The sequence below is a fragment of the Paenibacillus sp. V4I5 genome, from assembly GCF_030817255.1.
Classification (GTDB): domain Bacteria; phylum Bacillota; class Bacilli; order Paenibacillales; family NBRC-103111; genus Paenibacillus_E.
On sequence record NZ_JAUSZB010000002.1, the window covers coordinates 7,484,417 to 7,509,951 of the forward strand.

General features: G+C 45.0%; 16 protein-coding genes and 1 pseudogene. 15 read left to right on the forward strand and 2 right to left on the reverse strand.

The genetic code is table 11. The annotated features are described in order from the left end of the window. Positions 1 to 106: 106 nt before the first annotated feature. From QFZ78_RS35560 to QFZ78_RS35590, 7 genes are all read left to right on the forward strand, one after another. Positions 107 to 4,018, forward strand: coding sequence for a polysaccharide lyase family 8 super-sandwich domain-containing protein (locus QFZ78_RS35560; RefSeq protein ID WP_307554434.1), 3,912 nt, complete (start codon positions 107 to 109; stop codon positions 4,016 to 4,018). Positions 4,019 to 4,348: 330 nt separating this feature from the next. After that, complete coding sequence (locus tag QFZ78_RS35565; RefSeq protein ID WP_307554436.1) at positions 4,349 to 5,971, forward strand: extracellular solute-binding protein; 1,623 nt, start codon at positions 4,349 to 4,351, stop codon at positions 5,969 to 5,971. Positions 5,972 to 6,060: 89 nt separating this feature from the next. Next, positions 6,061 to 6,990: an ABC transporter permease gene (locus tag QFZ78_RS35570; protein WP_307556068.1), complete on the forward strand. Its 930-nt coding sequence runs from the start codon at positions 6,061 to 6,063 to the stop codon at positions 6,988 to 6,990. A gap of 10 nt (positions 6,991 to 7,000) precedes the next feature. Beyond that, positions 7,001 to 7,882: a carbohydrate ABC transporter permease gene (locus QFZ78_RS35575; protein ID WP_307554438.1), complete on the forward strand. Its 882-nt coding sequence runs from the start codon at positions 7,001 to 7,003 to the stop codon at positions 7,880 to 7,882. Positions 7,883 to 8,029: 147 nt separating this feature from the next. After that, on the forward strand, positions 8,030 to 10,387 hold the full coding sequence (locus tag QFZ78_RS35580) for a helix-turn-helix domain-containing protein (protein WP_307554439.1): 2,358 nt from the start codon (positions 8,030 to 8,032) through the stop codon (positions 10,385 to 10,387). Positions 10,388 to 10,423: 36 nt separating this feature from the next. Next, positions 10,424 to 12,046 carry an extracellular solute-binding protein gene (locus QFZ78_RS35585; RefSeq protein ID WP_307554441.1) on the forward strand — a complete coding sequence of 541 codons (1,623 nt, stop codon included), beginning with the start codon at positions 10,424 to 10,426 and terminating at the stop codon, positions 12,044 to 12,046. Between the two features lie 162 nt (positions 12,047 to 12,208). Next, positions 12,209 to 14,284 (forward strand): glycosyl hydrolase family 28-related protein, encoded by a 2,076-nt coding sequence (locus tag QFZ78_RS35590; RefSeq protein ID WP_307554443.1) that lies wholly within the window; start codon positions 12,209 to 12,211, stop codon positions 14,282 to 14,284. A gap of 43 nt (positions 14,285 to 14,327) precedes the next feature. Here the strand turns inward: QFZ78_RS35590 and QFZ78_RS35595 are convergent, their stop codons facing one another. Next, on the reverse strand, positions 14,328 to 15,233 hold the full coding sequence (locus QFZ78_RS35595; protein ID WP_307554445.1) for an AraC family transcriptional regulator: 906 nt from the start codon (positions 15,231 to 15,233) through the stop codon (positions 14,328 to 14,330). Positions 15,234 to 15,412: 179 nt separating this feature from the next. Here QFZ78_RS35595 and QFZ78_RS35600 point away from each other — a divergent pair, with 179 nt between their 5' ends. From QFZ78_RS35600 to QFZ78_RS35630, 7 genes are all read left to right on the forward strand, one after another. Continuing rightward, entirely contained in the window at positions 15,413 to 16,228 is an 816-nt protein-coding gene (locus tag QFZ78_RS35600) for a phytanoyl-CoA dioxygenase family protein (RefSeq protein ID WP_307554447.1), read from the forward strand. A gap of 492 nt (positions 16,229 to 16,720) precedes the next feature. Next, a complete protein-coding gene (locus QFZ78_RS35605; protein WP_171640581.1) occupies positions 16,721 to 16,918 on the forward strand; it encodes a hypothetical protein in 198 nt (65 codons plus the stop codon). Between the two features lie 187 nt (positions 16,919 to 17,105). Then, positions 17,106 to 17,273, forward strand: a complete 168-nt coding sequence (locus QFZ78_RS35610; protein WP_307554449.1) for a hypothetical protein — start codon at positions 17,106 to 17,108, stop codon at positions 17,271 to 17,273. Between the two features lie 33 nt (positions 17,274 to 17,306). After that, on the forward strand, positions 17,307 to 18,584 hold the full coding sequence (aceA, locus tag QFZ78_RS35615; RefSeq protein WP_307554451.1) for an isocitrate lyase: 1,278 nt from the start codon (positions 17,307 to 17,309) through the stop codon (positions 18,582 to 18,584). Positions 18,585 to 18,633: 49 nt separating this feature from the next. Next, the gene (gene aceB / locus QFZ78_RS35620) at positions 18,634 to 20,217 is read left to right on the forward strand and encodes a malate synthase A (RefSeq protein ID WP_307556070.1); all 1,584 of its coding nucleotides are present in this window, start codon (positions 18,634 to 18,636) and stop codon (positions 20,215 to 20,217) included. 119 nt (positions 20,218 to 20,336) lie between these two features. Next, positions 20,337 to 21,242 carry an SDR family oxidoreductase gene (locus QFZ78_RS35625; protein WP_307554452.1) on the forward strand — a complete coding sequence of 302 codons (906 nt, stop codon included), beginning with the start codon at positions 20,337 to 20,339 and terminating at the stop codon, positions 21,240 to 21,242. A gap of 234 nt (positions 21,243 to 21,476) precedes the next feature. Next, on the forward strand, positions 21,477 to 22,805 hold the full coding sequence (locus QFZ78_RS35630) for a DRTGG domain-containing protein (protein WP_307554454.1): 1,329 nt from the start codon (positions 21,477 to 21,479) through the stop codon (positions 22,803 to 22,805). A 230-nt stretch (positions 22,806 to 23,035) separates the two neighbouring features. Here QFZ78_RS35630 and QFZ78_RS35635 read toward each other — a convergent pair whose 3' ends face one another. Then, entirely contained in the window at positions 23,036 to 23,251 is a 216-nt protein-coding gene (locus tag QFZ78_RS35635; protein ID WP_307554456.1) for a hypothetical protein, read from the reverse strand. A gap of 248 nt (positions 23,252 to 23,499) precedes the next feature. Here QFZ78_RS35635 and QFZ78_RS38740 point away from each other — a divergent pair. Continuing rightward, positions 23,500 to 25,530 (forward strand): annotated as a pseudogene (locus tag QFZ78_RS38740) (glycoside hydrolase family 95 protein); the annotation flags it as partial. Positions 25,531 to 25,535 lie beyond the last annotated feature (5 nt).

Here is a 25,535-nt window from a genome sequence, read left to right on the forward strand (position 1 = left end):
CTTTTCATAAAAAAACGATATGGTTCAAATATCGTCGATATACAAATCCCGTTATATGTCTTACATTTTAATTGCTTTTATATTAATTTCTAGCGAGGTGAAGTTAATGAGGAAAGTAAGTATGCTGTTAGCTGTCAGTTTAATTTTTAGCATGGTTGGATCGTACATTCCCTTTTATGAAAACGCTATCCTTAAGGTAGAAGCTGCTGCGGTGAACCTGATGACGAATGGAAGCTTCGAGCAGACAACCACAACAACGGATGCCGCCTGGAGCGGTGTCACAAGTCCTGTCCCTGTTGGCTGGGGGCTATGGATTCCAACCGGGAGCGGAAAAGCTCCGAATAAAACGGTGAACGTCATGCTGGATTCAACCACGTATCATGAAGGGAGCAAGTCGATTTTGTTTGATGCCTTCGCAACAAGCCGAGTATCTGTGAATCAAAGTGTCACGACAGTAACTGCCGGCAAATCTTACAGACTTAAAGTGTGGGTAAAAACCGACAACGTAACGGGCGCAGGGGCTTACTTCAGAACGCAATACTATAACACGAGTAAAGTTGGAGACGGTCCTGCTTCTGCCAAGTTGTTAGGTACGAAGGATTGGACTTTACAGCAAGTATTTATGACCATACCAGCGGGTGTCACGAGGTTGGTCATTGAACCTTTCCTTGAAACGGGCAAAGGAAAAGTATGGTTTGACGATATTAGTTTGGAGGAATATAACGGGATTACGGGAATTGCTTTAGATCAAACCGCCTTTTCCATGGCCAAAGATGCAACAGTAACGATTACACCGACGCTCACACCAGCGAACACAGCGGACAAAACAGTTGTCTGGAGTTCCAGCAATCCGAATGTAGCAACAGTGGACAGTAATGGAAAAGTAACCGGAGAAGGGTTAGGCTCGGCTACAATTATGGTCTCGACACCAGATGGAACGATAAAAGCTCAATGTCTTGTTAACGTAGAATCTGCTGAAACGATTCAATCTTACAGCGAGCTGCGTCTGAAATGGTATGGCAAATTAACGGGTGGCACTTCGTACAATACGGCTGATCCGGATATTGCCGCTAACCTTACTAAGTTAGCCGGTAGCGTATCGAATGAAAACTCAACCGGGCATTGGGATACGCTGAATAAAGTTGTGGGTCGTTCTTATTTGTGGAACGATCTGTCCAGCGCGACGGATTCGGCTCAAATATCTAATGCTTATGGCAGGCTGAAGGCCATGGCGCTCGCTTATTCTGTTCAAGGTTCAAGCCTGTATCAGAATACGGCGCTGCGAGATGACATCATCAGTGCGTTGGACTGGATGTATGCTAATCGATACAACGAAAACAAAAGTGAGTACGGCAACTGGTGGGATTGGGAAATCGGAACGCCGCAAATTCTGAACGATACGATTGTGTTGATGTTCGCTCATTTGACACCGGCGCAAATAAGCAAGTATATCAAAGCCGTCGATCGTTTCGTTCCAGATCCGAAGAAGAGAACACTCAACAATGTAACGGAAACCGGAGCTAACCTGCTCGACAAAGCATTGGTCGTTACGATGCGTGGTTTGATCGGAAGCAACAGTGCGAAGATCACACAAGGACTTGATTCCATCGGTCCGGAATTTGTTTACACAGATCATGGAGACGGTGTTTATGAGGATGGTTCACTTGTTCAACACACCAACATCGCGTACACAGCGGGGTACGGTGCAGTATGGCTCAATCGTGCGGCCGATATGACGTTTTTGTTGAATGGTTCACCATGGCCGGTAGCGGATCCTAACGTGAATCATGTTTACGATTGGGTATCGGATACGTTTGAACCCGTTATTTATAAAGGACTCTTTATGGATATGGTGAACGGCAGAGGGATCTCTAGACAAAGCTCAGGAAGCGCTAGAGGCACGATTGTTACCTTACTTCGTTTAGCCGAGGGGGCACCTGCGGACGTAGCATTATCGATTAAGCGAATGGCCAAAGAATGGATTCAGTCGGATACGACATATGCCAATTATTACGAGGGATTGCCGATTTACGAGCTGTCTCTAGTCAAAAAATTGATGAACGATGCTTCGATCCAGCCTCGCGGAGAATTGCTGAAAAACCAAGTGTTTGCTGGTATGGACAGAGTTGTCCATTTACGTGAAGAATATGGTTTCGGGCTCAGTCTGTTCTCAAACCGCATCTCTGCCTTTGAAAAGGGCAATAACGAGAATTTGAAGGGCTGGTACACGGGCATCGGGATGACTTTTTTATATGATCACGATCTTACCCAGTACCGCAATGATTTTTGGCCCACTGTGGATTCCTTCCGGCTGCCTGGCACGACAACGGATGGATCTGGGAAAGGTACGACGCCCGTCGAATGGAAAAGTTATATGAATCCGAAAACATGGGTCGGCGGCTCGTCCATTGATAACCTTTATGGTGCAGCTGGTATGGATTTCTCACTTGCTCAATCGACTGGAAGCAATCTACAGGGCAAAAAGTCTTGGTTTATGTTCGATGATGAAATCGTCGCATTAGGTGCCGGTATTTCGAGCACGACAGCCGGACCGCAAGCGGTGGAGACCATTATCGATAACCGCAAGTTAAACGATGCGGGAGATAATGCGCTCACGATTAACGAAATCGTGAAGTCGAGCCAGCTCGGTTGGTCGGAAACGATGGGGGACGTGAAGTGGGCTCACTTGGCCGGAAATGCGCCGGGTTCCGACATCGGCTATTATTTTCCTGAGGGTTCTAATGTGTTTGGTTTACGCGAAGCGAGAACCGGCGCCTGGAAAGATATTAATAGCGGACAATCGGCTGCTCCGATCACGCGAAATTATTTAAGTTTAGCCTTTGAACACGGGGCAACGCCATCGAATGCATCTTATTCCTATGTCATGCTGCCTCATAAAAATACAGCGGATATAGCGCTTTATAGCAGCGCTCCTAATGTTGAGGTGCTGAGCAATACAACGGACGTACATGCGGTCAGAGAGAAAAAGCTAGGTATTACGGCGTTGAATTTCTGGAATCCGGCATCGGTTGATTTCATTTCCGCGCAAAATCCGGCATCCGTGATGGTGAAGGAAACGGACAGCGAATTGACCGTAGCCGTCTCCGATCCGACGCAGCAACAAAGCACCATTTCGCTTGAACTGAACAAGGCAGGCTTATCATTGGTTCGTTCGGATGACACGGTTACGGTTGTGAAGACGATGCCTTCCTTAAAACTGAATATTGCTGTCACAGGATCTTTCGGCAAAACGCATGTCGTCACATTTAAAAAGGACACAGCAGCGCCGGTTACGGCAACTAACGCCAAGTCTGATTGGCAGCGTACTGCGCAGTTGGTGACATTAACAGCGAGTGATGATGACAGCGGTGTGCAGAAGACGTTTTACAGTTTGGATGGAGGCGCCTTTGTGGAAGGGAACAACATCGTTGTTGCTGAAGAAGGCATACATCAAATCCAGTTCTACAGTATCGATCATGCTGGAAATCAAGAAGCAATCCAAACGGCAGCAATCATGATCGATTCAGCAGCTCCCGTCATCGTTCCTACCGTTACGATGGATGTCTATTGGACCGATGACGGCAGCCTGCAATTCGATATCTCCGATCCGGTGAGCGGCGTGGCAAGCGAGTCTCTTGAGTTGGACGGTGTTCCAATAAACCACCCTTATTCGTTTAGACCGTTATCACTTGCAATTGGCGAACATGCGGTGAAGGTAGAAACGGTTGATAAGGCAGGGAACGAAACTGTCGCAGCATACTTGCTAAAAGTACGGATGGATATCCATCATTTGGACGAAGCTGTTCACTACGCTTACCAACAAGGCTGGATCACCAATCAGGGCATATTGAACAGCTTGCTATCGATGATAGATAAGATTCAACGGGAAGATGATGAGAATCAGAAGAAAAACGAATGGAATGAATTGGAGAATCACATTCGTGCACAATCTGGCAAAAAGATTGACGCCGTGTTTGCGGAACTATTATTACAAGCCATCGCACAGTGTAAATCCTAACATGTGTTGAGACACGGAACCCGACTTTGTCCGATTGGACGAAGTCGGGTTTTTCTTGAAAACTGGCGATTAAGCGCTTGAAATGACTGGAGATTGCAAGAAAATAATCGGAGGAGATGGGAATTTAGATAGGCAAGTGACGAAAGTCGTTCTTTTTTTGTAAATATGGCTAATGTTTTTAGAAATACTCTATTGCTTTGGCGAAATAATCAGTTTTCTGAATGAAAATCAACATGCCATTCCTCATTTTACTCATATTTATGCCAGAGGCGTTCCATTAATCTAAGGGAAGAGATGCATCTCACCATAAAATTACTGGAGGGTCAATGAATGAAGAAAATGTTAGCTTCAACTATGACTGTCTTGATGATGGGCACTATGATTGCTTGCTCCTCTCAGACGGGATCTACACCTAATACTACGAAAGAAACGCAATCTCCATCCGCGAACAACGCTGTTACGACATACCCAATCAAAACCGATAAGACACTGACCTATTGGGGCGAGCTAACCGGCAATTTAACCGGTGTTAAAACAACCCACGCTGAAGTTCCTTTCTTTCAAGATTGGCAGAAAAAAACGGGCGTGCAGCTCAAGTTCTCCGCACCGCCGACGGGTCAGGCCAAAGAGGCTCTTAATGTCATGTTGGCATCCGGGGATTTGCCCGATATCATCGAATATAATTTCCTTACTTTCCCTGGTGGACCTGAGAAGGCGATTAAGGATGGATACATCCTTAAATTGAATGATTTGATCGACAAGCATGCGCCTAACCTTAAGAAATTTCTGAAAGACAATCCCGCAATTGACAAAATGGTAAAAACCGATAGCGGCAGCTACTATGCGTTTCCTTTCATTCGGGGAGATGAGTATCTGCAAGTATTCCAAGGTCCAATTATTCGCAAAGATTGGCTGGACGAGGTAGGTCTTCCTGTACCAGAAACGATTGATGAATGGACAACGGCCCTTAAAGCGTTTAAAGAAAAGAAAGGAGCAGCTGCACCTCTTTCTTTCATCAGTAAACCGAACTTTTTCAATGAATCTTATAATGGCGCGTTTCTAGGGGCTTTTGGGGTTAACCGCCATTTCTATTTGGAAAATGGAGAAATCAAATTCGGTCCTGCGGAGAGCGGATACAAAGATTATATGGCATTATTCAGCAAATGGTATAAAGAGGGCTTGCTGGACAAAAATATTGCCACTGTCGATTCGAAAGCGTTGGATGGAAACTTCTCCACAGCTAGCACGGGAGCAAGTATTGGGAATGCTGGAGGCGGTATTGGGAAATGGCAGCCGATTGTCCAAGCGAAAGATCCGAAAGCACAATTGGTCGCAGCTCCTTACCCAGTGTTGAAAAAAGGAGATATCCCTAAATTTGGTCAAAAGGATAAACCGTATTCCTCTGGAGGGATTGTGGCTATTACGACGAAGGCGAAAGATGCGGAACTCGCGACGAAGCTGCTGGATTATGGTTATAGTGAAGCTGGACGCATGTTTTTCAACTTCGGTACAGAAGGCGTTAGCTACAATTTAGAGAACGGTTATCCGAAATATACAGATTTATTGATGAAAAACCCAGATAAATTAGCTCCGGCGCAAGCAATGTCCATGTACGTTCGCGGCAGCTATAACGGTCCGTTTATCCAAGATAAACGATATGCCGAGCAATTCTTTACATTGCCAACCCAGCGTGAGGCGATCAATGTTTGGAAGAAAACGGATACAGATAAGTATAGTCTGCCTCCGCTTACGCCAACGCCGGAAGAGAGTTCGGAATATGCAAAAATCATGAGTGACATTAATACGCTGGTAGATGAAATGACCTTAAAAATCGTTCTTGGAACTGAATCCGTCGATCAATATCCGAAATACTTAGATAAAATGAAATCTTTGAAGTTGGATCGTGCGATTGAAATTCAAAAGGCAGCTTTGGATCGTTATAACAAAAGATAATGCGGAACAAAGTGGAGAGAGCTTTGCTCTCTCCATCCATTCAGAATGAGGTGAGGGAAAAGATGGAGACTACGCAACCGCACAAAAGTATGGTACTAGCAAAGAAAAAACCGGGCATAAATCGATATGTTCGTGATTTTATAATGAATAAATACTTGTATCTGATGATGGTTCCTGTGCTTGTTTATTATATTATCTTTCATTATGCCCCTATGTATGGAGCACTGATTGCATTCAAAGAATATTCGCCCATGAAAGGTATTCTAGGCAGCGAGTGGGTAGGATTTAAGCATTTTCAAGATTTTTTCAGCAGTTTTTACTTTTGGCGCATTTTAAAAAATACGCTTGTTATCAGTTTGTACTCCTTGGTATTTGAATTCCCAGCGCCGATTATTCTGGCCTTGCTAATCAATGAAGTGCGCAGCAAGATGTTCAAGCGTGTGGCTCAGACCATTACGTATATGCCTTATTTTATTTCACTTGTTGTCATTTGTGGGATTATAACTGATTTTACGAATGCAGATGGTGTGATCAACAAGATCTTTATGACGTTTGGATATGATGGCCAGACGATGCTTCAGAAGCCTGATTTATTCCGTCCTATTTATATTCTCTCGGAGATTTGGCAGCGAATTGGTTGGGAGTCCATCATTTATATTGCGGCATTAATGGGTATTGATACCGAGCAGTATGAAGCTGCGCGTATGGACGGAGCAACCAGGTGGAAGCAAATCATTCATATCACCTTACCAGGCATCATGCCAACGATTGCTATCATGTTCATATTGCGAATGGGGAATTTATTAAATGTAGGATTCGAGAAAATTATTCTCCTTTACAATCCGGTCACTTATGAAACCGCGGATGTCATTTCTTCCTTTGTCTATCGTAAGGGGTTACTTGAATTCGGTTGGAGTTACAGCTCAGCAGTCGGCTTATTTAACTCTGTAATCAATCTTATTTTATTGGTTACAGCCAATTATATCAGCCGCAAAGTAAATGAAAGCAGCTTATGGTGAGGTGAAGCAAATGAATAAGGGACCTAGTATAGTTGAAAGATTGTTCGATATTGGTATTCATCTCATTTTAATAGTGCTAGTGATTGCTACTTTATATCCATTGTTATATGTCGTCTTCGCATCCTTTAGTGAAGCAGGTCAGCTCGTGGCTCACAAGGGAATTCTGTATAAATCCTTAGGTTTCAGTCTGGAAGCGTACAAAGGTGTCATGAAAAACCCAGGCATTCTGATCGGATACCGCAATACGCTATTTATCGTTGTGTTCGGTATTTTAGTGAATATTTTGATGACAGCTTTAGGGGCTTACGTGCTTTCACGGAAAAATGTCATTTGGAATAAAGCATTTATGCTGATCATCGTTTTCACCATGTTTTTTCACGGGGGCTTAATTCCTTTATATCTGGTTGTGAAGAATGTTGGCCTACTGGACTCGTTGTGGGCTACGATTATTCCATTTGCGATCGGTACCTTCAATCTCATCATCATGCGTACGGCGTTCATGTCTGTACCCGATAGTTTAGAGGAGTCGGCCAAGATTGATGGAGCAAATCATTTCACCATTTTGTTCAAAATCATTATTCCGCTTTCCATGCCGGTCATTGCGGTTATGATTCTCTATTATGCGGTTGATAAATGGAATGCTTGGTTCTATGCTTCTGTATTTATTAAAAGCAGAGATCTGTTCCCCTTACAACTTGTACTCCGTGAGATATTAATCTCGAATTCTACAGACGGAATGTCAGTAGGGGCAGATGCGGGAGATCGACATCAAATAGGTGAAACGATTAAATATGCGACGATTATCGTAGCTACCGTACCTGTGCTTTGTATCTATCCTTTTGTTCAACGTTACTTTGTAAAAGGGGTTATGGTAGGTTCTTTGAAAGGTTAAAACCGAATAAAATCGGGTTAAATAGAGCTTTTGTCAATCGGTTTTGTCATTTTGGACATTCCTCCCTTTGCAATCAGAGGTATAATAGAGGTAAGTGGAGACAATCCCTTCAGACATTCATCTACCATTCAATGGGAGGAGATCCATGTGAAGATCCGATTTCTTTGGCAGAAACGAAAAAGCATTATTTTTACTTGGTTAATTTCATATAGCGCGGTGTTGTTCGTACCTATGATGATGAGCTGGATTATTTATATGCAATCAAGTGAAGCACTAAAGAGCGAGATTCATCGTGCGAATGATTCTTTATTGAAACAAGTCCGATATACGATTGATAATCAAATCGATTTAATGAAACGATTGAATATGGAGGTCACTTGGAATGCTAAGCTTCAAAGCTTAATGTACTCCAATCTACGGTCAAACGACGATCAGTTCCTCGCTTTTCAATTGGTGAAGGAATTTAGGATGTACCAAACGTCATATGCAACGATCGATGAATTTTATGTCACTTGGGATCAGGAATCATCGATCCTCCGTCCGGGAAATGTTAGGGACCTAAAGACTGCTTTTGATACGATTCACAACACAGGAACGCTTCGCTACGAGCAATGGCTCGATACGATACATAATTCGGCTAATAACCAATTTCTCTTATTGCCTCGCGCGGATGCGGCGAATTCTCAAAACTCAATCGCTTATATCGCACACCTGCCTAAGGATTTGAACGGTAAACAAACGGGTACCGTCGTCGTCATGGCAGATATAGAAAAATTTCAGAAGTCGATGGAAACAATCTCAGGATTTAGTGGCGGACAGATTTTAATTCTTAATCATGATAATCAAGTTCTTCTTTCCAATTTACCTGTGTCGGTCAATAAGAACCTTATTTTGGAGCAATTGTTGGATAGGGATGATGTGATGTACAAGCCGGCGCAGAATGGGGATTCAGAGCTATTTTATATGCAATCTGCCGTGTCTGATTTGAAATATGTTTTGGTTATTCCTAGTCGTATTTATTGGGAGAAAGCAGAATATGTCCGTAAATTCACCTATATTAGCATTTTAATAAGTTTAATGGGAGCAGGCGTATTGACATGGTTTTTTATGCGCCGCAATTATTCGCCTATTCAGCGGCTGGTTCAGTCGCTTTCTGATAAGAATTCCACCCAGGAACGGCCAGATGGCAATGAACTTAACTTCATCCAAAGAGCAATTTCACAAACAAGAAATGAAAAAGATAAAATAGCTTTACAATTACAATCCCATCACCATGTGCTGCGATCCAATATGCTCAATCGGCTTCTGAAAGGGAAGATGGATACACTGATTCCATATGAGGAAGCTTTCAAATCGTTCCATATTGATTTAATCTCTACTGATTTTGCTGTCATTTTATTTGCTGTTGAGAATCAGGACAGCCTTTCCACCAATTTGCCGGGAATGGATATGAATGAAAGAAGGAAACTCATACAGTTCATTATAACCAATGTCGTGGAAGAACTTGTTGGGCAGCGTGGGCATGCGGGTTATGTGGCTGAAGTAGATGATATGATGGTCTGTCTTGTGAACTTTGCAGATATCGAAGCTGTTGAAATGAAGCAGGACCTTCATTGGATTGCCACAGAAGCACAGCGGTTTTTAATTCGATTCCGCATGGATCTTACGTTATCCATCGGCGGCATCCATGGCTCCTTGTTTGGAGTCGCCGAAGCGTATAGTGAGGCGTTGGATGCCATGGAATATAAGATGGTTCGAGGGAAAAGAGAGATCATCACCTATGATGAGATTCGAATCGATTCCACGGATCAGCAACAGCTGGGCTATTATTATCCGCTTCAGGTCGAGCAGCAGATTATAAATCTGATAAAAGTTGGCGATTTTGAACAGGCTAGTGCTAGTATGAACGAAATTATGGAGCGGAATTTCAATAAGCCCCTCGTGTCACTAACCTTGGCTAGATGTCTCATTTTCAATCTTGTCGGTACGATGGTGAAGGCGATCAATGAACTAGGAGACGGTGATAGCCGTATTTTAGAAGACAATCCATTGTGGATGGATAAGATCATCGCCTGTGATACGATACTGGAAATGCAGCATGAACTCCAAACCTTGCTCAAAGAAGTTTGTGCGTTTGCAGCTGTGAAAATGGAGACGAACTTGTCCAAAGAGCGCGCAGAGACGCTGCGTGAGCTTATCTCCAAGGTGACTCATTACATCGACGAGCATTATCAGGATTCTAATTTAAATGTGAATACTATCGGTGAACGCTTTGAGTTAAAAGGTAGTTATCTCTCTAGATTGTTTAAGGATCAAACGGGTGAGGGACTGCTCGATTACATTACAAAGGTTCGCATTCAGCAAGCCAAACGCATGATCAGCTATAAGCAAGACTCCATATCCGATATTGCCAATTATGTGGGTTACAATGAGGTTGCGACGTTCATTCGCGTGTTCAAAAAGTACGAGGGGATTACTCCCGGGAAATTCAAGGAAATGAACTGATTCACGCTAGGTATTAAGGCAATGGAGGGTAACCAGATGAGTAAAAGACGTATAAGTACCTCAATCCTATTGTTCATGTGGGTAATTACCCTGTTGTTATCGGCTTGTACTTCTGGAAATAACTCCGCAAAGTCTGCAGAGGAGCCGAATAAAGCTACTACCAAGGTAGGACAACCTGACCAAGGCAAGAAGGCACTATCCTATTGGTCTGAACTTAACGGCAACGCTGCGAGTGTAAAGCCGAACATTCAGGACATACCGTTCTTCCAAGAATGGCAGAAGCGGACAGGGGTACGGCTGACTTTCATTCAACCGCCATCGAATCAAGCGAAAGAAGCGATGAATGTCTTATTAGCGTCAGGCGATTTGCCCGATATGATGGAATATGAATGGGATAACCATCCTGGAGGACCGGAGAAGGCGATCAATGACGGTTATATTTTGAAATTGAATGATCTCATAGACAAACATGCGCCGAATCTAAAAAAATACTTAAGTGAGCACCCGGAAATAGACAAACAGGTCAAAACGGACAACGGTAGTTATTATGTGTTTCCATTCATTCGGGGCGATGAATTGCTTCGAACCTATCAGGGGCCTATCATCCGTCAGGATTGGCTTCAAGAGCTTGGTCTCCAGACGCCGACTACAATTGATGAGTGGTATACCGTTTTAAAAGCGTTTAAAGAGAAGAAGGGAGTCGCTGCTCCCTTGACCTTCTTAGGTGTTCCCAATCCGTTATTCGGCATTGAAGGCGGTGCTTTCGTGGGTGCCTATGGGATCAAGAAAGGGTTCTACTTGGAAAACGGCCAAGTGAAGTATGGGCCGATGGAAGAGGGCTATAAACAGTTTCTCGCTACTTTTCGCAAATGGTATGCAGAAGGGTTGATTGACAAAAATATCGCTACAGTGGATACCAAAACGTTGGATGCCAATATGATTTCAGGAAGAAGCGGGGCAACGATATGGAATGCTGGCGCAGGTATTGGCAAATGGCAGCCCATCGTTCAGGACAAAGAAAAGGCTGCATTGTTAGGGCATGCACCTTATCCGGTGTTGATAAAAGGCGATAAGCCTAAGTTCGGGCAGCGGAGCTATGCGTATGTGGGGACAGGCGGGGTTGCCATTTCAAGCAAAAGTAAGAATGCTGAAGCAGCTGCGAAGCTGCTGGATTACGGATATAGCGATGAAGGGCATATGCTTTTCAATTTCGGGATTGAGGGAATTAGTTATAACCTGGAAGGCGGATATCCGAGATATACGGATTTAATTTTGAAAAATCCTTATAAACTCGCGCCATCTCAAGCCCTTTCGATGTATAACCGGGCTAGTTACTTCGGTCCTTTCGTCCAGGACGTTCGTTATATGGAGCAATATTACACATTGCCTCAGCAAAGGGAGGCCATTCAAGTTTGGGCAAATACCGATGTTGACAGTCATATACTCCCGCAAATGCCGAAGACAGAGCTAGAAAGCGCAGAGCTCTCCTCCATCATGATCGATGTTATGACGCTTGTCGACGAGATGTCGTTAAAAATCATACTTGGCGTGGAGCCTTTGGACACCTTTGACACCTATGTGAGTAAAATTAAAGCATCCAAAATTGATCGTGCCATTCAGATCCAGAAGTCAGCTTTAGATAGATACTATAAGCGTTAAGACCAATTATAAGTCCCCGTAAGAGAGAGGGGACTCTTTCTTATGACCGTCAGTAAACGCTTACATTATATTGATTGATTTATTAAGGGGGTGATCAAACCGTTCGGACAGCCAGAAATGGACATAAGAGCTTGAAAAAATCGAAAAATGGAGGCTCATTTGATGAAAAAGAAGCTCGCTTGGAAGTTGTTAGCAGTAGTATGGATGTTTATGTTAGTTCTGTCTTTTGTTGTGCCTATTGAATCGGCAAATGCAGGGACACCTTGGAGAAGCTCGTTATATCCATCTGAATGGAACCCTGGGTTTAAAGATGTGCAAGGCCGATTTCTTCATGACTTTTCGTATGCGGGCTATTGGAGAGGTGAGAAAAGCATCCCGTCCACTCCGCCAGGCGCCACCTATAACGTTGTAACTCAATATGGGGCAGATTCAAGCGGAACCAACGATTCTACCAATGCCATTCAGAATGCGATTAATGCGGCAGGTGCTGCTGGAGGCGGTATCGTTTATTTACCTGCGGGAACTTATCGTGTTAAGCCGCAAGGAACAGCCGCAAGTGCCCTCTGGATTAATAAAGACAATGTCGTGCTCCGGGGCTCAGGTAAAACATCAACGTTCATTTACAATGATTCTACGAGTATGCGGAATAAAGCAGTCATTCGTATCTCGCCTGTAACGTCGGCGGATTGGTTTACGCCAACGAATACCCCTACTTCCATCCGAAGTGATGTGCAGCCGCAGGCGATGACAATTCCCGTTAATAGTGTCAGCGGGTATAGCATCAACGAATTTATCATCGTGCACTCCGATGCTACGGATGCTTTCATTGCGGATCACGGTATGACCGGCAAATGGGATGCATCTTTGAAGGGGCCGACGTTCTACAGGAAGATTACAGGTATTGATGCTTCTGCCAATAGGCTTACTCTCGATATTCCTATTCGATATACGTTGAAAACAAGGGATAATGCACGCGTATATAAGGTAGGCGAAGCCGTTGCAGAGGCAGGAATCGAAGATTTGTCCATCGGCATGAAGCAGCATACGGGAACAGGCTGGGGAGATTTGGACTTTAATGTAACAGGCACAGGTGCTTACGATGTGCATGCTTCTAAGGCGATTACGTTCGCAAATGCCAAAAATAGTTGGGTAGATAACGTAAATAGCTACAAGCCTAGTTCGAATAGCGGGGATTATCATTTGTTATCCCATGGTATTTCACTCTTTCAATCCAGAACGGTCACCGTCCAAAATACACATTTGCAGAAGCCGCAGTATAAAGGCGAAGGCGGAAATGGGTATATGTACATCATGCAGGGATCGGATAACCTGGTGCAACATGCTACAGCGACGAACGGAAGGCATAACTTCACTTTCCAATACTTGTGGACGAGCGGAAACGTCATCCACAACAGCACATCGAACTTTCCCCGTCTCGCCTCGGATTTTCACATGCATTTAAGTATGGCGAACTTATTTGATAACATGACAATGAACGGAGACTTTATCGAAGCTGTGTATAGACCGTATGGAACGATAGAGCATGGATGGACAACAACCCAATCGGTAATCTGGAATACGAACGGTATTGCCTATGCCGCTGGTCAATCGTCCATTGTGAAATCAAAGCAATTTGGTCAGGGCTATGTCATAGGAACCAGGGGAGCAGCGAACGGTGTGACATATACAGTACCAGCCTCGGATGGCTCCGCGCCACAGGATCTGGTAGAGGGTATCGGTACAGGATTGGATTTGGTGCCGCAATCCTTGTATTTGGACCAAAAGGCGAAAAGAAGCTTCGGACAGCCTGCAAATCTCTTAACAAACCCCGGGTTTGAAACAGGAGATTTGACAGGATGGACGGAATGGCACAATGGAGCGCTTGCGCAGAAAGTGGACACGGATTTACCACGGAGTGGAAGCTATAAACTGACCCATTGGGCGTCGACTAATTACCAACAAATAACGGCCCAACTGAAGACAGTGCCAAACGGACTCTATTCGGCTAGCGTATGGGTACGCTCCAGCGGAGGACAAAATGCGTTACAGCTATACGCTAAAAACTACGGTGCCGCTGAAATTGATGCCGTTATTGGAACGAGTCCAATACCGAATTATACGAAATGTACGATAGACAACATCCCGGTGACAAACGGCCAAGTTGAGATTGGCATATGGCATGACGCCAACGGCAATAACTGGGCAGCATTCGATGATTTTGAGTTAGTGAGAAAGTAACATAACAATCGTTCTATTGGGATCAAAAGGCGAGGAGAGGCTATTAAGCCAAAGGGCCTCTCTCGCCACAGTAAAGTCGAAAAGAAGACGGAGACATGCCGGTAATTGATTTGAAGTGCCGACTGAAGTAATGGACGGAAGCGTAGCCAAGTTTGCTGGCAACAACCTCTACTTTTTCTTCCTCTAGCAGAAGCTTCTTCGCTAATTGGATCCGTTTACGAATCATGTAGGGTTTCGGCGAGACGCCCATCACTTCCTTAAATAATTGGGCAAAATAGGTATGGTGATAACCGCACTGCTGGGCTAGCTCTGATAAGCTCCACGGATGTTCTGGATGCTCACTGATCATCTGCAGCGCCGGTCCAATCATGCTTCGCTTCGAGCTATCAAGCGCTGAAATTTCTAATTCTTGGCGAACAATTTCAGCTAATACTTGCATCAGAAGACTTCTTAAAACGAGCGAATAGCCGGGCTCCTGTTCTTTGTATTCCTGAACAATCTGATACAGCAACCGTTCTCCCGTGACTAGCCTGAAATGCTCAGGAATGCTGACGCTGCCATAACCCTCAACTTCAACCGTGAACGGCAGAGGCGAGTCAAATGGCGGTCCGCCTGCAAAGCGTTCCAACTTAGCGCCAGGGTGAACAGGCTCTGGAGACACTCGTTGCCAATCGAAGTGCAGGCTGATGAACGTTGCTGCTCTGCTCGGATGCACGGATAACATATGCGGCGTTCCCGATCCATAATAAGCACATTCGCCGGGAAGCAGCGAGTACATATTGGTGCCTATCCACAAATCCATTCGACCAGATACAACGTAAACAAGCTGGCAATCAGGGATCGTACGGGGGCCAAAAACGAAGCCTGCCGAAACTTCTCTCTCCACATTTGCATAGTTCACTGTAGGGAGTAATAAGGCTATCGGCCCGAGCGGGTGTGTAGGTTCCATCTGGCTTGCTCCTTCGTCGATTTGTTATTCTAAGCTACTTCGCTGCTCATGGCCAAAAACCTTTGAAAAGTGCAACTAGTTCTAATCTTTACGGCAACGACTAGTGAACCGTATGCTGATACACTTGATCTTGTAAGCCGAAACATCGGCTACGACAATGAGCGGACGGGGGATTAGGCATGCTGACAGCGGAGCAGGTACAGTTGTTTGAACGTGACGGTTTTGTTAAGGGCGATGTTGTGCTGAATGACGAGGAAGTTGAGATTCTGCGTCGTGAGCTGGATCTTGTATTGGAAGGGAAGACCGTTAAGAAACCGGTACTGAATCGCAACTTGGCTTCAGAGAGCAGTGAATATGGCATGAGCATGGAAGCCAGTGAAACAATTGTTCAGGTTGTTAACATCTGGATGGCCAGCGATGTCTACTTGCAGCATGCAGCTAACCTCGCGTTATGCGAGGATGTTGCACGGCTCGCCGGTACGGACACACTGCGCATATGGCACGATCAAATTCAATACAAGCCGCCAGTCACAGGCGGACCTACGAAGTGGCATCAGGACCATCCGCTGTGGCCGATCATCAAGCCTGCAGAGCTAATAAGCGCATGGGTGGCGCTGGACGATGCTGTTGTTGAGAACGGCTGCATGTGGATGGTACCCGGCAGTCATCAATGGGGAGATCACCAGCGGCATTTGCTTCACGGGGCTGACCATATGCCGAAGCATAAGCGTCCTGAACTGCTGCCTGAAGGTGTGGAGATTAAGCCGGTTCCGTTCGAGATCAAGAAGGGTCAGGTTGGCTATCATCACTGCATGACATGGCACGGCTCACTGCCGAATCAATCGCAGATGAAAAGGCGTGCCATTGCAGTCCATTATATGCCGGGACATATTCGTTATGAGCCTGTAGGCAATCATCCCATGAATAAGCATGTTCATGTTCAACCAGGCGAACTTTTGACCGGAGACGATTTTCCGATTGTTTATAAGAAGTAACAAAGAATGATGGGGCAAGTTCTATGAATTGTGACCCTATTCTTGGACACTTAAAAGAATGACTCTAAATTAAGCGGTTAAAAGATGGCTCCTCGGGGTCATCTTTTTTTAATGTCCATTGATACCGATAGCATATAATGAGTTATTGTCGTTCAGCAACTTCGTTGGGCTACCGTGATTACCAATGTTGTAGTTTAATTCACACGTGTAATCCTCCACCTTTCTTATTCATGATAATAAACGTTAAAAGTCCCCAAAAAGGTCACTTTTTCAGAGTGTCCATCTTTCGGGTCACACAGCACTAATCTTGCCACATCATTTATTATGTTTAACTTTAATTGCTGTTTTTGAGTGTGTCACAAATAATGTTATATAACAATTAAAATATTTTAAAGTTGTTATTGCATAATTGTTTTGTTTAGTTATACAATATAACTTATAAACACAATCTGTATTGGTACAATGGTTCATATGTTGAAGGGAGAGATGGTTATGAGTAGTTTAGCATCGTCGATGGAGTTTGAAAGAAGGAAATTCACAAACCTTCGCGCCTATGATTTTCAGCGGTCTGTTGCAAAACAAGAAGTTCATAAGGAACACGATGAATGTGGTGAAACTGCTCTGTATCCATTGTCTCCATTGTCTTTAACACTGTACTATGCCTTTGATAATGATGTGGAAGTGGGATAATTGGCTGACTGCGCAACTTATAAAATGAAAGTAAAGCCTACCGAGTTTTCGGTAGGTTTTTTATTGTTATAGTATATTAAAAAAAGTAATTAATTTTATAAAACAGTATTGAACATTATATAGTTATGTGTTATATATTATATAACAAAAACAAAACTGTATTAATACATTAGAGGAGGAAACAACAATGGATTGTCCAACATGCCAAGGTAATGGAGATTTAGAGGAAATGAGAAGTACAGATGAGCATTTTCACAAAGAGGGGTCGCCAATCCATTTTGGTCAGGATCGTGTACTCTGGCCCAACACTTGTCCGATTTGCGGCGGCAGCGGATTTCTAGACGTATCCTTTTAACAAACAAAACCCAATAAAGGAGTGCAAAGGATCATGAGCAAACAAAGTCAAAGTGAACAACTGCAAGCAAGCTGGAATTCCAAGCGATTCGAAGGGGTGTCTCGACCTTATTCGGTAGAGGATGTGCTTCGCCTTCGTGGCTCCGTAATCATTGAACAGACACTAGCTGAGCAGGGAGCTCGCAAATTCTGGGAGCGGGTTAACGATGAGGACTTTGTACCTGCACTTGGCGCTCTAACGGGAAATCAAGCTGTGCAGCAAGCAAAAGCAGGACTTAAAGCCATTTATTTAAGCGGTTGGCAAGTTGCCGCCGATGCGAACTTATCCGGTCATATGTATCCCGATCAAAGTCTTTACCCAGCTAACAGCGTGCCTAGCGTTGTGAAAAGAATTAACCAAGCGCTGCAGCGCGCCGATCAGATCCAGCATGCGGAAGGCAAGGGAAGCATTGACTTCTATCTCCCCATTGTGGCAGACGCGGAAGCTGGCTTCGGAGGACCACTTAATGTGTTCGAGCTGATGAAGGGCATGATTGAAGCGGGTGCCGCTGCTGTCCATTTCGAGGATCAGCTCTCCTCCGAAAAGAAATGCGGTCATTTAGGCGGCAAAGTGCTGCTGCCAACGCAGCAAGCCGTAAAAAATCTTATCGCAGCAAGGCTGGCAGCCGATGTGATGGGCGTGGAGACGGTGCTAATCGCTCGAACAGATGCGAATGCAGCAAGTCTCCTGACGAGCGACATTGACGAAAATGATCGACCGTTTCTAACTGGCGAACGATCACCCGAAGGATTCTTTTATGTCCATGCAGGCTTGGATCAAGCGATCTCACGCGGTCTTGCATATGCACCATATGCGGATATGGTCTGGTGTGAAACCTCGGAGCCAAACCTGGAGGAAGCAAGACGCTTTGCGGAAGCGATTCATGAGCAATTTCCAGGCAAATTGCTCGCCTATAACTGCTCTCCTTCATTTAACTGGAAGAAAAAATTAGATGAACCTACGATTGCGAAATTTCAACAAGAGCTTGGCAAGCTGGGTTATAAGTTCCAGTTCGTGACATTGGCAGGCTTCCATGCTTTGAATCACAGCATGTTTGAACTCGCTCACGATTATAGAGATCGTGGTATGGCGGCTTACTCTCAGTTCCAACAAACGGAATTCGCTAGTGAATCTCGCGGTTATGAAGCGACGCGCCATCAGCGCGAAGTAGGTACGGGCTATTTCGATGAGGTTTCCCAAGTTATTACGAGCGGAACTTCTTCCACTACTGCGCTTGCCGGCTCCACAGAAGAGGAGCAATTTGCTCATTAATAGCCATGCCAGAAGGTTTAAGGAGATGAGGTTATTGATCGATCAAACCATGCTAAGGGGAATTGAAATCGAACCGACTTCTACGGAGGGGCAGAAGATTCTCACGTCGGAAGCATTAGCATTTGTAGCACATCTTGAGCGTACATTTGGAGCAAAACGCCTAGCGCTGTTGCAGGAGCGCAACCTGAGGCAGAGTCGTATTGATGCGGGTGAGCTGCCGGGTTTTTTACCAGTAACTGCACGGATACGCAGCAGTGATTGGACGATAGCACCGATCCCTGCGGATTTGCAGGACAGACGCGTCGAGATAACAGGTCCAGCTGGCGACCGTAAGATGGTCATTAACGCGTTTAATTCTGGTGCTTACGTCTACATGGCAGACTTCGAAGACGCCAACTCACCAACGTGGAACAATACGATTGATGGTCAAGTGAATTTGTATGATGCTGTTCGTCGAACGATCGCTTTCACCAGTCCGGAAGGGAAAAGCTACAAGCTACAAGCTCAGACGGCAGTGCTCAAAGTTCGCCCTCGCGGTTGGCACTTGGAGGAGAAGCATATGCAGGTTGATGGGCATCCTGTATCAGGTTCGTTATTTGATTTTGGTCTATTCTTTTTCCATAATGCAAAGACACAGATTCAGCAAGGAAGCGGACCTTATTTTTACTTGCCTAAGCTTGAGAGCCATATGGAGGCACGTCTTTGGAATGAGGTGTTTCTATTTGCTCAAAAGGAGCTTGGTATTCTGCAAGGTACGATTAAAGCTACGGTGCTCATTGAGACGATCGTCGCTGCCTTTGAAATGGATGAAATTTTGTATGAACTTCGTGAGCACAGCGCTGGCCTGAACTGCGGACGATGGGATTATATCTTCAGTTATATTAAAAAGCTGCAGAAGCAGCCGCACGTCATCGTTCCAGACCGTGCTCTCGTAACAATGGAATCTCCGTTCATGAATGCTTATTCGCTGCTCGCCATCCAGACTTGTCATAAGCGGAATGCGCCTTGCATTGGAGGCATGGCTGCACAAATTCCGGTGAGGAATAATCCGGAGGCAAATGAAGCGGCGATGACGAAAGTAAGAGCAGATAAGCTGCGCGAGGTGAGAAATGGTCACGATGGCACATGGGTGGCTCATCCCGGATTAGTCCCTGTGGCAAAAGCGATATTCGATAAGTATATGCCGACGGCCAATCAAATTGACAAGCACCTTTCTGATACCCAAATTACCGCTGAACAATTGCTAGAGGTGCCGCTGGGGCCGATAACAGAGAATGGGATTCGGACAAACGTCAGCGTCGGCATTCAGTATTTGGAAGCTTGGCTGCGTGGTTTTGGGGCTGTACCCATCAACAACTTGATGGAAGACGTGGCCACAGCGGAAATATCACGTGCACAGCTTTGGCAGTGGATCCACCATCCACTAGGAATTTTGGATGACGGGCGTAAAGTAACGGCAGAGCTATTCCAACAGATTCAAGTTGAAGAGATAGCAAAGATCAAAGAAAAGCTTGGAGAAGAGGCATTCCACCAAATGAAGTTTGACCTTGCGAATGTTCTATTTACCCAGATGACGGTTTCACCTGAATTTGAAGCCTTTTTAACCGACCAAGGGTATCGATATTTGCAGTAAAAATGATGTTGTTCAACGTAAAGGCGTGCCGTCCCAACCGGTACGCTTTTTATTATTTCCTCATGGAATTGCCTTCTGTACATATGATAGTATCGATCAATCTTTGGAGGAGGCAATCTATGCATCCCTATCCTGTATATCCATTTATCGATTACCAAACAGAGACGGTTTACAAGCCTGTAGAATTCCCCCCGCAGCACCAAGATCAAGTCCCGGGACTAGAGTACCTTATGACGCCGAGACCGATATTCGATTACCCTGGTTATGTCGGCAGCGGAAAGCTAAGAGGTAAAGTTGCCATTATTACCGGGGGTGACAGCGGATTCGGTCGTGCAATTGCGGCAGTTTATGCCAAAGAAGGCGCCGATCTGGCGATCGTTTATTTAAATGAGCATCAGGATGCCGAGGAAACCAAGCTCTACGTTGAGCAATTCGGCATCACATGTATTCTCCTGCCCAGAGATCTTCGTAATCCTGCGAATGCGGCTGACATTATTGGTGAAACGCTGCGTCATTTCCAAAGGTTGGACATTTTGATTAACAACGCTGCCGTACAACCATTCACAGCCAGCATCATGGACGTTTCCGACGAACAGCTCGAAAACACGTTTCGAACCAATGTGTTTCCCATGTTTTATTTGACGAAGGCAGCATTGCCATATTTGAATCAGGGGAGTTCGATTATTAATACGGCTTCACGAGTCGCTTATGAAGGGGATAAGAACGTTATCGATTACGCAGCATCCAAAGGAGCTATTGTAAGCTTTACGCGCACGATGGCATTGTCTCTCGCCGATCGAGGGATCAGGGTCAATGCAGTTGCTCCCGGACCGGCATGGACTCCTCTCACTGTCAGCACGTACTCCGAGGAACATGTGGCCACCCTAGGCACAGGCATCCCGTTTGGGCGCGCCGCTCAGCCTTTCGAGGTAGCACCCGCCTATGTCTATCTTGCCGCCAACGACTCAATGTTTATCACAGGCCAGGTGATACACGTTAACGGAGGAATGATTCGATATTCGTGAAACCGTTTTTATCGCGAAGGGGACTTCATACAACAGCGTAGGTTAGGTCAGGTGACATGAGCCACGCTTTTTTATGTTCCTTTTGAAACATTTTTGGAGGTTTGATGTACAGAAGTTTAAAGGAGTGTTAATCCTTGTTAATGAGGATCGCATCATTAAGGGCTTCTGTCTTTTTTTATTTGGATATACTATAATTATTTCAATGTTATAGAACAGTTCAGCGAGGTGTGAACCATGAGCACGGGCCATTCGGAGCTTCATACGAAGCATGAACAAATTACGAAATATATTGAATCCTTGGCTGTAGGCACCAAGCTGTCCGTTCGGCAAATCGCTCAAGATCTGGATGTGAGTGAGGGAACGGCTTATCGTGCCATCAAGGAAGCGGAAAATATCGGTCTAGTGAGCACCAAACGGCGGATCGGCACGATTCGCATGGAGAAGAAAGAAGAACCCGTCATTGATAAATTAACGTTCGCGGAGATCGTGAATGTGGTGGAAGGCGTTGTGCTAGGTGGTTCTTCGGGTATACATAAGTCCCTGAACAAATTCGTGATTGGCGCGATGCAGCTGGAGGCCATGCTGAAGTATATTGAAGCAGGCAATTTGCTTATTGTCGGCAATCGTGTACAAGCACACATGTGTGCACTAAGTCAGGGCGCTGGCGTATTGATTACCGGTGGATTTGATACCACGCCTGAAGTAAAGGAGCTTGCAGATGAGCTGCAGCTGCCTATTATCGGCAGTTCATTCGATACATTCACGGTTGCCACGATGATTAATCGAGCCATGGAAGATCGCCTCATTAAGAAAAAGATTATGATCGTCGATGACATCGTGCGCAAAGACAGCCCTATTTATTCGCTGATGACTGCTAACACGGTCAAAGACATGCAAAAGCTGGTTGAGGAAACGACGCATACCCGTTATCCTGTCATCGATGACCATCAGGTGCCGATTGGCATGATCACGACCAAGGACATCATGGGCGCGAAACCGAATCAGCTCATTGGCACCTTGATGACACCTAATCCGTTGATGATTAACTTGAAAACGTCGGTAGCATCAGCTGGACATACCATGGTGTGGGAGGGTATTGAGCTGCTGCCCGTCATCGATACCGATCGCAAGATGATCGGTGTCATTAGCCGTAAGGATGTTATGAAAGCGATGCAGCATATGCAAAGGCAGCCTCAGAACGCAGAAACGTTTGAGGTACAGATTTATTCGGGGATCGACGAACTTCGAGATGAGGAAGGCAAGCTGTATTTCCAAGGAACGGTTACACCGCAAATGACGAATTTTGAAGGTTTGGTCTCCGAAGGTGTACTGACAACGATTATGATTCGTGCAGCTTATCGCACGGTTCAGGAGCACAAGAAAGGCGATCTCATTCTGGATAGTTCTTCCAGCTATTTTTTAATCCCGCTGCAAATCGATGACGTCATCGAAATCATACCCTCAATCGTGGAGATGAGCCGTAGATTTTGCAAGATTGATATGGAAATCAGGACGAACGGTACTAGAGTAGCTAGATCCATGTTTACGGCACGTATCTTATAATCGTTAGACGATGATGCCTCTCTACCCTTTACCGTAATTTGCTAGGATAACCAGAATTTTTGCACAGAATTCCTTATATAACGAATCGACGTTCCGCTAACTAGAGGAAAAGCAGTAATAGACAAAAAAACGATCCGAATTAAAGAGAGCTGTCCCGCAAGTAGACATAATAACTACTTGAGAGACAGCCCTTTTTTTCATATAAAAATGAAGATGAGGATACTTCTTATTTACGTGAGGCTATCTTCATCAGCACTACCAGATCGTTCTGTCCGTGCTTCTGCTAATTGGGCATGTGCTTGGTCGAGTTGTTCGTGCGCTTGCTGAACAGCCCTTCTTCGATGGTTACTAATCGATTGTGCTTGATTCAGTTCGCTTAGTGCATCAGCTACCGCATTATGGGCTTCCATTTCTGCACTTTGTTGTTCGGATTGTTGGTCAGACATGGCATACATCTCCGATCTATTGTTTTTTTAGGCAAAGTTAATATTCCCACAATTTGACTAAATCATTCGTTATCCGTATCGTAGAAATAAATAATGAAAAGGTGGTAGTAGCACGGTAGAAAATCGGTTGTAGTCAAACTGCTTTTTCACGAGGAGCTAACTTGTCTTTACACGATTATTTGCAAATGTTAAAGTTTAAATCATACACGATATATAGTATATGACGAAACTGAGGGGGCTAATTCTACATGAATGATTTGAAGCTATGGTATACCAGCGCTGCGCTGAACTGGTCGCAAGGGCTGCCAATAGGAAACGGGAGACTTGGTTCCATCATATATGGTGGAATCGAGAAGGAAACCTGGAGTATGACGGAAGTCACGTATTGGTCTGGAAAAACGGAGAGGATCGAAAGCCATTCAAAGGGCAAAGCTGATCTTGATCAGATGAGGCAGCATTTCTTCGCAGGGGATTACAAGCGCGGAGAAGAGCTAGCTCAGCAGGCACTGCAGCCTAAGAAGCAAAATTTCGGTACGAATTTGCAGATGTGTCATCTAATTCTCACTGTTGAGCATCAAGGTGAAGACCTCCAGCGTGTACTAAATCTTGAAAACGCTATCTTTCATACTTCTTACACCGTAAATGGGAATAACTTTACCCGGGAAATATTTGCTTCGCACGCAGACGAAATTGTGGCTTCGCGCTATTGGAGTGAACACAAAGGGGGCATTTCATTCGCGTTAGGAATGGAAGGTCAGACTGAGAATTTTACGCAACGGTTTGCCGAGGACGCTACGATTACCTTTGAAGGGCAAGCGATTGAGACCATGCATAGTGATGGTAAGTGCGGAGTTTTCTGTCAAGGCATGGTCAAAGTAGTGGTACAGGGCGGAACCATTGTTGTAGAGGGAGATCAAATCGTCGTAAGAAACGCAGATGAAGCATGCATCTACTTTGCCTCTAATACCGATTATGGAAAAAAGGATGAAGGCTGGCTGCAGGAATCAGGCCGACAATTGGAACATGCTTTAGCTATTGGTTATGCAAAGCTTAAAGAAAATCACATATTCGATTATCATCGGTTGTATGGCCGAGTGAATCTTGATTTAGGTCATTCAGACGCGTCCCGCTTACCAACGGACGAAAGAATTCGTCTTCTTCAGAACGGACAAGATAATGATCCGCAATTATTCGCCTTATTTTATCAATATGGCCGCTATTTGATGATTTCCGGTTCACGTGCGGATTCTCCTTTGCCTCTAAATTTACAGGGCATTTGGAATGATGGCGAAGCCAATCGTATGCAATGGAGCTGCGATTACCATCTGGACATCAACACACAAATGAATTACTTTCCAACGGAAGCCAGCAATTTGGCAGAATGTCATATCCCTTTAATGAATTATTTGGAGATGTTATCGCAAGCTGGCCGAACGACAGCTTAAGATTTCTATGGATGCGAAGGTTGGGTTGCTCACGTATTCTCAAATGCATGGGGGTTTACGGCTCCAGGCTGGGAAACTTCGTGGGGGCTGAATGTGACAGGCGGCTTATGGATTGCAAGCCAACTGCGAGAACACTATGAATTTAACTTAGATCGTGAGTTCTTAGCGCAGCGAGCTTATCCTGTGATGAAAGAAGCCGCCGCCTTTTTCCTCGATTACATGACGCTGCATCCACAATATGGGTGGCTTGTAACAGGCCCTTCTAACTCTCCGGAAAATAGCTTCTATATCGAAGACGACGTGTATCAATTGTCGATGGGATCAACACTCGATCAGGTGTTGGTTCGTGACTTATTCGTCTTTTGCTTGGAGGCTGCTGATACGCTGCAGGTTGATTTCGATATGCAATCCAAGCTGAAGCAAGCCATCGCTAAGCTGCCTCCCCTTCGTATTGGCAAAAGGGGACAATTACAGGAATGGCTGGAAGATTATAAAGAAGCACAGCCGGATCATCGACACCTATCTCATCTAATCAGCTTACATCCAGGTAACCAAATCACTCTAAGAGGAACAACGGAACTGAGCGCAGCTGCGAGAATCACATTAGAAAATCGCATGTCTCGCGAGGCGTTAGAAGATGTGGAGTTCACGGTTGCCTCTTTTGCAGCGAGCTTTGCCAGATTAGAGGACGGCGAACATGCCTATAAGCATTTAACCCATTTAATCGGTCAATTGAGCTTCGATAACTTATTAACGTATTCCAAACCGGGGATTGCCGGAGCGGAGAAACACATATTTGTTGTAGACGGAAATTTTGGAGGGACAGCGGCGATAGCGGA

Bases quoted from the DNA above. Each gene is read 5' to 3' on its own strand.
- QFZ78_RS35570 (WP_307556068.1), top strand. From the start codon at position 6,061: ATGGTACTAGCAAAGAAAAAACCGGGCATAAATCGATATGTTCGTGAT.
- aceB (WP_307556070.1), top strand. From the start codon at position 18,634: ATGCTAAGGGGAATTGAAATCGAACCGACTTCTACGGAGGGGCAGAAG.
- QFZ78_RS35590 (WP_307554443.1), top strand. From the start codon at position 12,209: ATGAAAAAGAAGCTCGCTTGGAAGTTGTTAGCAGTAGTATGGATGTTT.
- QFZ78_RS35625 (WP_307554452.1), top strand. From the start codon at position 20,337: ATGCATCCCTATCCTGTATATCCATTTATCGATTACCAAACAGAGACG.
- QFZ78_RS35635 (WP_307554456.1), bottom strand. From the start codon at position 23,251: ATGTCTGACCAACAATCCGAACAACAAAGTGCAGAAATGGAAGCCCAT.
- aceA (WP_307554451.1), top strand. From the start codon at position 17,307: ATGAGCAAACAAAGTCAAAGTGAACAACTGCAAGCAAGCTGGAATTCC.
- QFZ78_RS35630 (WP_307554454.1), top strand. From the start codon at position 21,477: ATGAGCACGGGCCATTCGGAGCTTCATACGAAGCATGAACAAATTACG.
- QFZ78_RS35565 (WP_307554436.1), top strand. From the start codon at position 4,349: ATGAAGAAAATGTTAGCTTCAACTATGACTGTCTTGATGATGGGCACT.
- QFZ78_RS35600 (WP_307554447.1), top strand. From the start codon at position 15,413: ATGCTGACAGCGGAGCAGGTACAGTTGTTTGAACGTGACGGTTTTGTT.
- QFZ78_RS35605 (WP_171640581.1), top strand. From the start codon at position 16,721: ATGAGTAGTTTAGCATCGTCGATGGAGTTTGAAAGAAGGAAATTCACA.
- QFZ78_RS35575 (WP_307554438.1), top strand. From the start codon at position 7,001: ATGAATAAGGGACCTAGTATAGTTGAAAGATTGTTCGATATTGGTATT.
- QFZ78_RS35610 (WP_307554449.1), top strand. From the start codon at position 17,106: ATGGATTGTCCAACATGCCAAGGTAATGGAGATTTAGAGGAAATGAGA.
- QFZ78_RS35595 (WP_307554445.1), bottom strand. From the start codon at position 15,233: ATGGAACCTACACACCCGCTCGGGCCGATAGCCTTATTACTCCCTACA.
- QFZ78_RS35560 (WP_307554434.1), top strand. From the start codon at position 107: ATGAGGAAAGTAAGTATGCTGTTAGCTGTCAGTTTAATTTTTAGCATG.
- QFZ78_RS35585 (WP_307554441.1), top strand. From the start codon at position 10,424: ATGAGTAAAAGACGTATAAGTACCTCAATCCTATTGTTCATGTGGGTA.